The organism is Methylobacterium sp. NMS14P (assembly GCF_028583545.1).
In the GTDB taxonomy this organism is placed as follows: domain Bacteria; phylum Pseudomonadota; class Alphaproteobacteria; order Rhizobiales; family Beijerinckiaceae; genus Methylobacterium.
In genome coordinates this window covers 206977-218629 of sequence record NZ_CP087107.1, presented here as the reverse complement: position 1 = coordinate 218629, position 11653 = coordinate 206977, and the positions used below count along the sequence as shown (strand labels likewise).

The window sequence follows — 11653 nt, the reverse complement described above, 5'->3', positions numbered from 1 at the left end:
GGCCGGCGCGTATCAATGCGTTACCGCGCGCCGGACCCGTCACGAACCGTCACTTGCGCAGCGGCACGCCCTTCGTGGTGAAGCGCTGGCCGCCGCCCGTGTAGCGGGGTCGCGGCTGGCCGCCCGTCCGGCCCGCACCGGCGCCGGTTCCCGGCGGCTGCGAGAACGGCACGAGCTGGTCCGGCCGCGGCCCGATGAGGTCGGCGCGGCCCATCTCCCGCAGCGCCTCGCGCAGCAGCGGCCAGTTCTCGGGGTCGTGGTAGCGCAGGAACGCCTTGTGCAGCCGGCGCTGGCGCAGCCCCTTGATCGCCTCGACCGACTCGCTGCCGCCGCGTTTCACGCCCCGCAGCGTGTTGATCTCGGTGTGGTACATCGCGGTTGCCGTCGCCATCGGCGAGGGCAGGAACGTCTGGACCTGGTCGGCGCGGTAGTTGTTCTTCTTGAGCCAGAGCGCGAGGTGCATCATGTCCTCGTCGGTCGTGCCCGGATGCGCCGCGATGAAGTACGGGATCAGGTAGTATTTCTTCCCCGCCTCCTTGGCGGCGGCGTCGAACATCTCCTTGAAGCGGTCGTAGGTGCCGATCCCCGGCTTCATCATCTTGTCGAGGGGCCCGCGCTCGGTGTGCTCGGGCGCGATCTTCAGGCGGCCGCCGACGTGGTGGGTGACGAGCTCCTTGATGTATTCGGGGCTCTTCACCGCGAGGTCGTAGCGCACGCCCGAGGCGACCATCACCTTCTTGACGCCCTTCACCTCGCGGACCTTGCGGTAGAGCCGGATCAGGTCGTCGTGGGAGGTGTTCAGGTTCGGGCAGACGTCCGGGAAGACGCAGGAGGGCAGCCGGCACGCCGCCTCGATCTTCGGGTCCTTGCAGGCCATCCGGTACATGTTCGCCGTCGGCCCGCCGACGTCCGAGATCACGCCCGTGAAGCCCGGGGTCTTGTCGCGGATCCGCTCGATCTCGCGCAGGATCGAGCCCTCCGAGCGGTTCTGGATGACGCGGCCCTCGTGCTCGGTGATCGAGCAGAAGGTGCAGCCGCCGAAGCAGCCGCGCATGATCGTCACCGAGAACTTGATCATGTCCCAGGCGGGGATCTTCGCGTCGCCGTAGGACGGGTGCGGGGCGCGGGCGTAGGGCAGGTCGTAGACCGCGTCCATCTCGTCGCTGGTCAGCGGGATCGGCGGCGGGTTCAGCCACAGGTCGCGGTCGCCGTGGCGCTGGACGAGCGGGCGCGCGTTGCCGGGATTGGCCTCCCGGTGCAGCACGCGCGAGGCGCGGGCGTAGGCCTCCTTGTCGTCCTTGACCTCGTCGTAGGCGGGCAGCCGGATCACGGTCTCGCCGGGCCGGCGGGTGGCCGCCTCGTCCGTCGAGTCGAGGTCGTCGGCGGGCAGCTCGGTGTAGTGGGCGGGGACGCGGCGGAACAGGGCGACGCCCCGGATCGCGTCGAGCTGGTGCGGCGTCTCGCCGGCCGCGAGGCGGTTCGCCACCTCGACCACGGCGCGCTCGGCGTTGCCGTAGATCAGCAGGTCCGCCTTGGCGTCCGCCAGGATCGAGCGGCGCACCTTGTCGGACCAGTAATCGTAGTGCGCGATCCGGCGCAGCGACGCCTCGATGCCGCCGAGCACGATCGGCACGTCCTTGAAGGCCTCGCGGCAGCGCTGCGTGTAGACGATGGTGCAGCGGTCCGGGCGCCTTCCGCCCTCGCCGCCGGCCGTGTAGGCGTCGTCGTGGCGCAGCCGCCGATCCGCCGTGTAGCGGTTCACCATCGAATCGAGGTTGCCGCCGGTGGCGCCGAAGAACAGGTTCGGCTTGCCGAGCGCCTTGAACGGCTCCGCCGACTGCCAGTCGGGCTGGGCGATGATGCCGACCCGGAAGCCCTGCGACTCGAGCAGCCGGCCGATGATGGCCATGCCGAAGCTCGGGTGGTCCACGTAGGCGTCACCCGTCACCAGCACGATGTCGCAGGTTTCCCACCCGAGGGCCGCCATCTCGGCGCGGCTCATGGGCAGGAACGGCGCCGCCGGCCCGCGCGGCGACGGCGTGCGGACGGGGGGCGCCAGGGGGCGGTCGGCGGTCGCTTGCAGTTCCATGGTGCCCCTGCATAGGCCTCCGGGGCCGCGATCTCAACGAATGGCAGGGCGGCGGTGGCCGCGGCCGTACCGACCGAGGGCACCCTGCGCCGATCCGGCGCACGTCCGAGAGCGGCGATGCGCCGCCGTCGAGGCCGGCCCGGCTCAGCGCGCGATCATCTCGCGGATGCGGGCGGCCAGGGCCTCCACGGCGAACGGCTTGGTCAGCACCGCCATGCCGGGCTCGAGACGCCCGTCGCCCGGCAGCGCGGTCTCGGCGAAGCCGGTGATGAACAGCACCTTCAGGTCCGGTCGGCCGACCCGGGCGGCGTCCGCCATCTGGCGCCCGTTCATGCCGCCGGGCAGGCCGACATCCGTGACGAGCAGGTCGATCCGCGCGCCGGACTGCAGCACGCTCAGCCCGCCCGCGCCGTCCGCCGCCTCGATCGCCGTGTAGCCGAGGTCGCTCAGCACGTCCGTCACCAGCATGCGCACCGTCGGCTCGTCGTCGACGATCAGCACGGTCTCGCCCGCCTCGGCCTGCGCCATCCGGCCGCTGCCCGGGTCGACCCCGTCCGCGTCCGCCTCGCCGAAGTGCCGCGGCAGGTAGATGCACACCTTCGTGCCCTGGCCGACCGCCGAGTTGATCCGGACCTGACCGCCCGACTGCTTGGCGAATCCGTAGATCATCGACAGGCCGAGGCCGGTGCCCTCGCCCATCGGCTTGGTGGTGAAGAACGGGTCGAACGCCCGGGCGACGACCTCGGGCGGCATGCCGATCCCGGTATCGGACACGCACAGCGACAGGTACGGCCCCTCCGGCATGTCCTGCGCCTCAGCCTGCTGCCGGTCGATCCAGCGGTTGTCCGTCTCGATGGTGATCCGACCGCCGCCCGGCATCGCGTCCCGCGCGTTGATGCAGAGGTTCAGGAGCGCGTTCTCCAGCTGGGACGGGTCCGCCAGGGCGGCCCAGAGCCCGTCCGCCCCGACGTGCCGCACCTCGACGCTCGGCCCGACCGTACGCTGGATCAGGTCGAGCATCCCGCGGACCAGCCGGTCGGCGTCGATGGCCTTGGGCGCCAGCGTCTGGCGGCGCGAGAACGCGAGCAGGCGGTGGGTCAGGGCCGCGGCCCGCCGGGACGCCCCCTGGGCGGCGGCGATGTACTTGCCGACATCCTTGGACCGGCCCTGGCCGATGCGGGCCTCGATGAGCTCCAGCGAGCCCGAGATGCCCGCCAGCAGGTTGTTGAAGTCGTGCGCGAGCCCGCCGGTGAGCTGGCCCACCGCCTCCATCTTCTGCGACTGGCGCAGCACCTCCTCCATGCGCGCCCGCTCCTCCCCGGCCTGCCGCAGGCGGTCGGCGGCCGCCCGGAGATCGCGCGTCCGCTCCTCGACGCGGGCCTCCAGCGACGCGTTGAGCTGGCGGATCTCGTCCTGCGTGCGGCGCTGCCGGTAGGCCGCGAAGGCCAGCAGGGCGGTGGCGAACAGGCCCCCGCCGCAGACGAGCCAGATCTCCGGCAGCGCCGAGCCGCGCCGGGGCGAGACGCGCTGCGCGAACGCCACGGTCCAGGTGCGGCCGCCGAGCTCGAGGTGCGCCTCGCGGGTGAGGCGCCCCGCCCCGGCGGCGGCGACCCGCGCCGACCGGTGCAGCAGGGTCGCCTCGCTCGGTGCGCCGTCGTAGATGGCGAAGGCCGCGTCCTCCTCGGCCTCGGCCGCCACGATGCTGTTGAACAGGTCGTCGGCCCGGAAGGCCCCGAACACGAAGCCCAGGAAGCGCCGCCGCCGGTCCTCGAGGTCCGGCGGCACGGCGCCGCCGGCATAGACCGGCATGGCGACGAGGAAGCCCGCCTGCTTGTTCGCGTCGATCTCCTGCACGAGCTGGATGCGGGCCGACGCGGCCGGCCGGCCGGTGTCGCGGGCGCGCTCGACCATGTCGCGCCGCACCGGGTCGGACATCACGTCGTAGCCGATGGCGGCGAGGTTGCGCGGGTTCGGCGGCTCGGCGAACAGGACCGGGCTGATCATCGGGTTGTCGGTGGGCGGCCGCACCCGGAACCTCTCGACGCCCAGGGCCTCGGCGCGCGCGGCGAACGTCTCGCGCGCCGAGGCGGGCAGGGTCGGCGTGAAGCCGATGCCGAGGAAGCCGGGATAGAGGCGCTGCAGCTCGATCCGCTGCACGTAGGCCCGGAACTGGGCCAGCGTGACCGTGTCGTCCTCGGCGGCGAACAGGCCGGCGGCGCCGCGCAGGAGGGCCGTGTAGGTGCGGAACTGGTCCTCGACCGTGCGCAGCTCGATCTCGGTGGCGTGCTCGAAGGTCAGGCGCTCGCGCAGCGCCGCCGCCTGCCAGGTGAGGGCGGTGCTCACACCGGTCGCGAGCAGGCCGGCGGCCAGGATCGCGGGCGCGATCCACCGCGCCGCGCCCGCCCCGCGGCGGGCCGCGCTCGCGACAGGACCCTGCGATGTGGTGAGGTGGGGCAAAGGGCGAGACCGGACTTCGACAGCGGCCCGTCAGAGCAGGCATGCGCCGGGATGCAAGTCCATGGTGGCGTCACCGGGGCGGTTTTGCGCGCCGCCGCGGGCCCGGCGACGGCAGGCCGGCCCCGCGCCGGGCGCTCAGGGCGCGCGGCACGCCATCGCGGCGGCGGCCTCGATCACGCTCAGAGCCCGGCGCCGCACTTCCAGCGCCGCGTCCGGGCTGTCCGAGACGGCGGAGGCCTCGCGCCTCAGCACCGCGTCGCAGGCGCACGAACGGTATCCCGCCGCGTCGTAGCAGGCGTCGTGGCGCATGCACGCCGCGTCGAGGGCGTCGGTCGGCGGCAGCCCCTCGCCGCGCTGACCCGTGCCGCAGTAATTGCCGTGGAACAGCTCCTTGCCGGCGATGACCCGACCCAGGTCGCCCTTCGGCGGTGCCGGTGTCTCGGCCCGGCCGCTCGGGTTGAGGTCGTTGGCCGGCCCGCCCGCCTTCGACCCCGAGGAGCGCAGGGCCTTCGGGATGCCCGAGCGCTCGCCGGGCTCGTTCAGGGCCTCGCCGGCCCGACCGTTCGGGTCCGAGATGTCCGGGAGCGGTGGGGGCGGCCCCGGGCGGGGCTCGCCCGGCTCGACGGTCGCGGCGGGCAGGTCCCGGACATCCTGCACGTCTTGTTGGACGCTCTGGACACCGCGTGGGTTCCCGGCATCCTGCGCCCTGGACGCGTGCGGGCAGGCGACGAGCAGCAAACCGAGCGTTGCGAGGAGAGACGGTCTCACGGATGGCCCCCGATTCAGCGGCCCCTCAACTCGAAGCTCGGCTTTCCCGTTCCGGAATTTTACCCGCCACGGTCACGGAGGCCGCGCGCGGCGGACGCGCGGCCGCGGGGCGGCACCGGACGGGTCGGCGCGGGATGCGCGACGCCGTGCGCGGGCGCACGGGGGCTAGCCCGCGCGTCGGAGCGCGTGTTGGACCGCGGGGCCGCGGATCCCACATCGCGGGGTAACGCGGCCGGGATGATCCCGGCGACAGATCAGAGCTGGACCTCCGCCATGACCTCTCGTCGACTGATCGGAGCCGTGATCGGGATCGGCCTGTCCGGGCCCGCCCTGGCGCAGAGCTTCACCGCCCCCGCCGGCATCCCGGCGGTCACGGCGCCCGGCGGCCTCCAGGGCCGCGCGGCGGTCGCGGATCCGCGGACGGCGCCGGACGGGCGCGCCGGCGTCCTCGACGCCGACGGCAGGCCCGCGTCGGCGGTCGGCACCGTCGATCCGCGCCGCCCGCATCTCGGGCGCTAGTCACGCCTCCCCGCACCGGGGGGCCCACCGGTCAGTCCCGGCCGGCGTCGTCCGGCGCGTCGGTCGACGCCGCGGGCGCGCCGAGGGCGCGCGAGACCGCGGCGGCGCCTCTCCGCATCCGCTCGCCGATCGCGCGCAGCTTCTCGTCGGACAGCCGGTGCGTCGGACCCGACACCGAGATCCCCGCGATGGCCTCGCCGTGGACGTTGAGGATCGGGGCGGCGACGCAGCGCATGCCGATGGTCCGCTCCTCGTCGTCGATCGCGTAGCCCCGGCGGCGGGTCGCCTCGACGTCGTCGCGCAGCTGGTCCAGCGAGCCGATGGTCTTGTCGGTGAAGCGCGCGAAGGTCTTGCCCCGGAACAGGCGCTCGGTCCGGGCCGGCGCGTAGGTGCTCAGCAGCGCCTTCCCGATGCCCGACGCGTGCAGCGGCGACAGGGAGCCCGGCGGGAAGAAGGCGCGGATCGTCTCGTGGGTCTCCACCTGGCTGACGAACAGGACGTTGCCGTCCTTCTCGACGCCGAGATTGGAGGTCTCGCCGGTCTCCTGCATCAGCGTCCACATCATCGACCGGCTCCGCTCGACGACGTTGTGGCGGCGCAGGAACGCCGAGCCGAGCCGGTAGGCGTCCGCACCGACGTGCCACTCCTGCTTGTCGGCGCTGATCTCGACGAGGCCGCGGCGCTCGAGCGTCGCGAGGACCCGGTGCATGGTCGCGACGGATTGCTCGAGCCTTCCGGCCAGTTCCGAGAGGGTCAGCCCGTCGCCCTCCGCCAGGACGTCGAGGACATCGAGGGCACGGTCGAGCGCCTGGATCGTCGCCGTCGGCTTGGCGCCGCCGAACCCCTTCGGCCGCCCGCGCCGCCGGTTTCCCGAATCCATGGCGTCCTCGCCCCTCGCGATCCCGGCCCTTCCGTAGGGTGGAAAAATTTTTCTCTCAACGGAAAAAGATAAGGCCTTGACGCGGCGAGCATTTCTCCGCCTCGCGAAGTTATGAAAAAGTTTTTCAAAAAAATATCAATACGGTGTTGGCGGTGCTATCGTTCCCGTATTGGAGGAGACCGCCGCCGATGTTCGCACAGAATCCCGTCTTCATTCCCGGCCCGACCAATATGCCGGAAGTGCTTCGCCGCGCAGCCGACATGCCGACACTGGATCATCGGTCGCCGCTGTTCGCACAGATCCTTCACCCGGCGCTGGCGGGCGTGAAGAGAGTGCTAAAGAGTGAGGATGCCGAGGTCTTCATCTTCCCGTCGACGGCGACGGGCGGGTGGGAGACGGCGCTCTCCAACACGCTCAGCGCGGGCGACACGGTGCTGGCCGCGCGCCACGGCATGTTCAGCCATCGCTGGATCGACATGACCCGCCGCCACGGGCTCGATGTCCAGATGATCGAGGCGCCGTGGGGGGAGGGTGTTCCGGCGGACCGCTTCGCCGAGGCTCTCGCGGCCGACAAGGCGCACCGGATCCGGGCCGTCCTCGTCACCCACAACGAGACGGCGACCGGTGTCCGCTCAGACGTCGCCGCCGTGCGCCGCGCCCTCGATGCCAGCAACCACCCCGCCCTGCTGCTGGTCGACGGCGTCAGCTCGATCGCCTCCATGGATTTCCGCATGGACGCGTGGGGCGTCGATGTCGCCGTCACCGGCTCGCAGAAGGGCTTCATGCTGCCCGCGGGCCTCGCCATCGTGGCCTTCTCGCCCAAGGCCATGGCCGCCACCGCGACGGCCACGCTGCCGCGGACCTATTTCGACATCCGCGACATGGCGAAGGGCTACCCGAACGGCGCCTATCCCTACACGCCGGCGGTCGGCCTCCTGAACGGCCTGAAGCTGTCGACGGAGCTGCTCCTGGCCGAGGGGCTGGAGACCGTCTTCGCTCGCCACCGCCGCATCGCGGACGGGATCCGCGCCGCCGTCGTGGCCTGGGGCCTGGAGCTCTGCGCCGCCCGCCCGGATCTCTACTCGGACACGGTGAGCGCGATCCGCACGCCGGAGGGCTTCGACGCCACGCGGATCGTCACCCACGCGGCGCGCCACTACGACGTCGCCTTCGGAGTGGGGCTCGGCGAGGTGGCCGGGAAGGTCTTCCGCATCGGCCATCTCGGCAGCCTGACGGACGTGATGGCGCTGTCGGGGATCGCCGCGGCCGAGATGGCGATGGCCGATCTCGGCCTGCGGATCGAGCTGGGATCGGGGGTCGCGGCGGCGCAGGCGGTCTATCGCGGCGCGGTGGCCTCCGGCCTGCGCGCGGCCGCCTGAGGGGGAGCGCCATGATCACGCCCACCCTCGACGACGTCCTGGCCGCCCACGAGCGCATCCGGCCCTACATCCACGAGACGCCGGTCCTGACCTCGCGGATCATCGACGAAGCGGCCGGTGCGCAGCTGTTCTTCAAGTGCGAGAACCTGCAGAAGGCCGGCGCCTTCAAGGCGCGGGGCGCCTCGAACGCCGTCTTCAGCCTCACCGACGCGCAGGCCGCCCGGGGTGTGGCGACCCACTCGTCGGGCAACCACGGCACCTGCCTGTCCTACGCGGCGGGCCGGCGCGGCATCCCCTGCACGGTGGTGATGCCACACACCGCGCCCCAGGCGAAGAAGGATGCGGTGCGCGGCTACGGCGGCCGGGTGGTGGAGTGCGAGCCGTCCACCTCATCGCGCGAGGCCGTGTTCGCGGAGGTCGTCGCCGAGACCGGCGCGGAGTTCGTGCACCCCTACAACGATCCCCGGGTGATCGCCGGTCAGGCGACCTGCGCCCGCGAGCTGATCGCGCAGGTCCCGGATCTCGACGCGGTGATCGCCCCGATCGGCGGCGGCGGCATGGTGTCGGGCACCTGCCTGACGCTGGCCGGGCTCGCCCCGCACATCGCCGTCTACGCGGCGGAGCCCGAGCAGGCGGACGACGCCCACCGCAGCCTGAAGGCCGGGCGGATCATCGCCGACGACGCGCCGGTGACGGTCGCGGACGGGCTCAAGGTGCCGCTGAAGGACCTCACCTGGCACTTCGTCCGCCACCACGTCGCCGACATCCTGACGGTCTCCGAGGCCGAGATCGTCGCGGCGATGCAGCTGATCTGGAAGCGGCTGAAGATCGTCATGGAGCCGTCGAGCGCCGTCGCCCTGGCGGCGGTGCTGAAGTACCGCCCCGTCTTCGCGAACAAGCGGGTGGGCGTGATTATCACGGGCGGGAACGTCGATCTCGACGCGCTGCCCTGGCAATAACGGGAGGCTCACGATGCACATGAACGCCCGATCCATGAATGCCCGGACCGCCGATCTCGAAGTCGGCTTCGACGTCCCCGCGCTGCCCGGCATGCGCGAGGACGAGATCCAGACGCCCTGCCTGATCGTCGATCTCGACGCGCTGGAGGGCAACATCCGCAAGATGGGCGACTACGCCAAGGCGCACGGGATGCGCCACCGCGCCCACGGCAAGATGCACAAGTCCGTCGACATCCTGAAGCTCCAGCAGAGCCTCGGCGGTGCCTGCGGCGTCTGCTGCCAGAAGGTCTCGGAGGCGGAGGTGTTCGCCCGCGCGGGGATCACCGACATCCTCGTCTCGAACCAAGTGCGCGACCCGGGCAAGATCGACCGGCTGGCGCGGCTGCCCCTCCTCGGCGCCCGCATCATCGTCTGCCTCGACGACGTCGCGAACGTCGCCGACCTCTCGGCGGCGGCGCAGCGATACGGCACGCGGCTCGACTGCTTCGTCGAGATCGATTGCGGCGCCGGCCGCTGCGGCGTGAGGACGGCGCCCGAGGTGGTGGCGATCGCCCAGGCCGTCGCGGCCGCGCCGAACCTGCGCTTCGCCGGACTCCAGGCCTACCAGGGCGCCATGCAGCACATCGACGGCTACGAGGAGCGGCGGGCCAAGCTCGACGCGGCCATCGCCCAGGTGCGCGAGGCCGTCGCGGCGCTGAACCGGGAGGGCCTAGAGCCGGAACTCGTCAGCGGCGGCGGCACCGGCAGCTACTATTTCGAGGCCGGATCCGGCGTCTACAACGAGCTGCAATGCGGCAGCTACGCGTTCATGGACGCCGATTACGGGCGCATCCGCGACCGGGACGGCAACCGCATCGACGCGGGCGAGTGGCAGAACGCCCTGTTCATCCTCACCAGCGTGATGAGCCACGCCAAGGCCGACAAGGCGATCTGCGACGCGGGCCTGAAGGTGCAGTCGGTCGATTCCGGCCTGCCCTTCGTCTTCGGCCGCGACGACGTGAAATACATCAAGTGCTCGGACGAGCACGGGGTGATCGAGGATCCCGAGGGCAGGCTGAAGGTCAACGACCGGCTGCGTCTCGTCCCCGGCCACTGCGATCCGACCTGCAACGTCCATGACTGGTACGTCGGCGTCCGCAACGGCCGGGTCGAGACCCTCTGGCCGGTCTCGGCCCGCGGCAAGGCCTACTGACCCACCCCGCACACCGTCCGTCATTGCGCGCGCAGCGAAGCAGACCGGGGACGCGCCGCGCCTGGACAGGGCCCGTTGCCCTGGGTCGCCGCGCGACGCCCGCGATGACGGCGGCGACACGCCGGCGCACGAACCGAGGACACATCCGCGATGATCATCGTTCCCGAGCACGCGATCGACGGGCTGTTGACCGAGGCGGAGTGCTTTACCGCCGTCGAGCAGGTCTTCGCCTCCATGGCGCGGCGGCGGGCCGGCAACTTCCCGGTCGTCCGGGAAGCCATCGGCCACGCCGACGCGCTCTACGGCTTCAAGTCGGGCTTCGACCGGGACAGCCTCGCGCTCGGGCTCAAGGCCGGCGGCTTCTGGCCCGGCAACGCCGCGAAGGGCCTGACCAACCACCAGTCGACGGTGTTCCTGTTCGACGCCGATACCGGCCGCTGCAAGGCGGTCGTCGGGGGCAACCTCCTCACCGCGCTGCGCACGGCCGCGGCCTGCGCCATCTCCGTCCGGCACCTCGCCCGCAAAGATGCGCGGGTGCTGGGCATGATCGGCGCGGGCCACCAGTCGGCTTTCCAGCTGCGCGCCGCGCTGGCGCAGCGGCCGTTCGAGCGGGTCCTCGCGTGGAACCTGCATCCCGGCATGTTCGGCCGGATGGAGGCGGTGGCGCGGGAGCACGGCGTGCCGTTCGAGGCGGTCGACCTCGACCGGCTCGGGGCCGAGGCCGACGTCGTCGTGACGATCACGTCCTCCTTCGCGCCGATCCTGAAGGCCGCGCAGGTCCGGCCGGGCACGCACCTCGCCTGCATGGGGACGGACACGCGCGGCAAGCAGGAGGTGGAGGCAGAACTGCTCGCGGGCGCGACGGTCTTCACCGACGAGGTCGCGCAGTCGGTCAGCATCGGCGAGGCGCAGCACGCCGTCGCGCGGGGGCTCCTCGCCGCGGATTCCATCGCGGAGATCGGGGCGGTGATCAACGGCGATCACCCCGGCCGCGTCTCGGAGTCCGAGATCACGGTCTTCGACGGCACCGGGGTCGGGCTGCAGGACTTGGCGGTGGCGTCGGTGGCCGTCGACCGCGCGGTGGCCAAGGGCCTGGCGACCGAGGTGGATTTCTGACGGGCTCGACGGGCGCCGCCCGAGGGCAATACAGTTTCCGGCCGAATGCTTCGGTTGACACACTCCTCGCCGTCATCACGAGCAAAGCGAAGTGACCCAGGGTCGCGCGATCTTTACAGGCGCTGCGCTGCTCTGGGTTGCTTCGCTCCGCTCGCAAAGACGGTCGCGCATAAATTATCAATCGAAGAAAGTATAAGAGGTCATTAACCTGGCTCCATCTCTGCGTGCCAGGATTTTCTCAAATCTCCAGCGGACATCGACGCTGATGGGGACGCGCGCCCGATCCTGGAGCCG

General features: G+C 71.7%; 9 protein-coding genes. 5 read left to right on the top strand and 4 right to left on the bottom strand.

The genetic code is table 11. The features are described from left to right. Nucleotides 1-49 precede the first annotated feature (49 nt). The 3 genes from LOK46_RS30835 to LOK46_RS30825 all read right to left on the bottom strand — a co-directional run bounded on the left by LOK46_RS30835 (nt 50) and on the right by LOK46_RS30825 (nt 5314). On the bottom strand, nt 50-2089 hold the full coding sequence (locus LOK46_RS30835) for a YgiQ family radical SAM protein (protein WP_273565146.1): 2040 nt from the start codon (nt 2087-2089) through the stop codon (nt 50-52). Nucleotides 2090-2233: 144 nt separating this feature from the next. Continuing rightward, the gene (locus LOK46_RS30830) at nt 2234-4546 is read right to left on the bottom strand and encodes a CHASE domain-containing protein (RefSeq protein ID WP_273565145.1); all 2313 of its coding nucleotides are present in this window, start codon (nt 4544-4546) and stop codon (nt 2234-2236) included. 135 nt (nt 4547-4681) lie between these two features. Continuing rightward, entirely contained in the window at nt 4682-5314 is a 633-nt protein-coding gene (locus LOK46_RS30825) for a phospholipase A2 family protein (protein WP_273565144.1), read from the bottom strand. 273 nt (nt 5315-5587) lie between these two features. Between LOK46_RS30825 and LOK46_RS30820 the strand changes: the two genes are divergently transcribed. Further along, on the top strand, nt 5588-5833 hold the full coding sequence (locus LOK46_RS30820) for a hypothetical protein (protein ID WP_273565143.1): 246 nt from the start codon (nt 5588-5590) through the stop codon (nt 5831-5833). A gap of 31 nt (nt 5834-5864) precedes the next feature. Here the strand turns inward: LOK46_RS30820 and bhcR are convergent, their stop codons facing one another. Then, nucleotides 5865-6713, bottom strand: coding sequence for an HTH-type transcriptional regulator BhcR (gene bhcR, locus LOK46_RS30815; protein ID WP_273565142.1), 849 nt, complete (start codon nt 6711-6713; stop codon nt 5865-5867). A 188-nt stretch (nt 6714-6901) separates the two neighbouring features. Between bhcR and bhcA the strand changes: the two genes are divergently transcribed. The 4 genes from bhcA to bhcD all read left to right on the top strand — a co-directional run bounded on the left by bhcA (nt 6902) and on the right by bhcD (nt 11359). Beyond that, nucleotides 6902-8092: an L-aspartate--glyoxylate aminotransferase BhcA gene (gene bhcA / locus LOK46_RS30810; protein WP_273565141.1), complete on the top strand. Its 1191-nt coding sequence runs from the start codon at nt 6902-6904 to the stop codon at nt 8090-8092. 11 nt (nt 8093-8103) lie between these two features. Further along, nucleotides 8104-9051 carry a beta-hydroxyaspartate dehydratase BhcB gene (gene bhcB, locus LOK46_RS30805; protein WP_273565140.1) on the top strand — a complete coding sequence of 316 codons (948 nt, stop codon included), beginning with the start codon at nt 8104-8106 and terminating at the stop codon, nt 9049-9051. A 13-nt stretch (nt 9052-9064) separates the two neighbouring features. Further along, nucleotides 9065-10243 (top strand): 3-hydroxy-D-aspartate aldolase BhcC, encoded by a 1179-nt coding sequence (gene bhcC, locus LOK46_RS30800; RefSeq protein WP_443192925.1) that lies wholly within the window; start codon nt 9065-9067, stop codon nt 10241-10243. A 150-nt stretch (nt 10244-10393) separates the two neighbouring features. Beyond that, nucleotides 10394-11359: an iminosuccinate reductase BhcD gene (bhcD, locus tag LOK46_RS30795; protein ID WP_273565138.1), complete on the top strand. Its 966-nt coding sequence runs from the start codon at nt 10394-10396 to the stop codon at nt 11357-11359. Nucleotides 11360-11653: the final 294 nt, after the last annotated feature.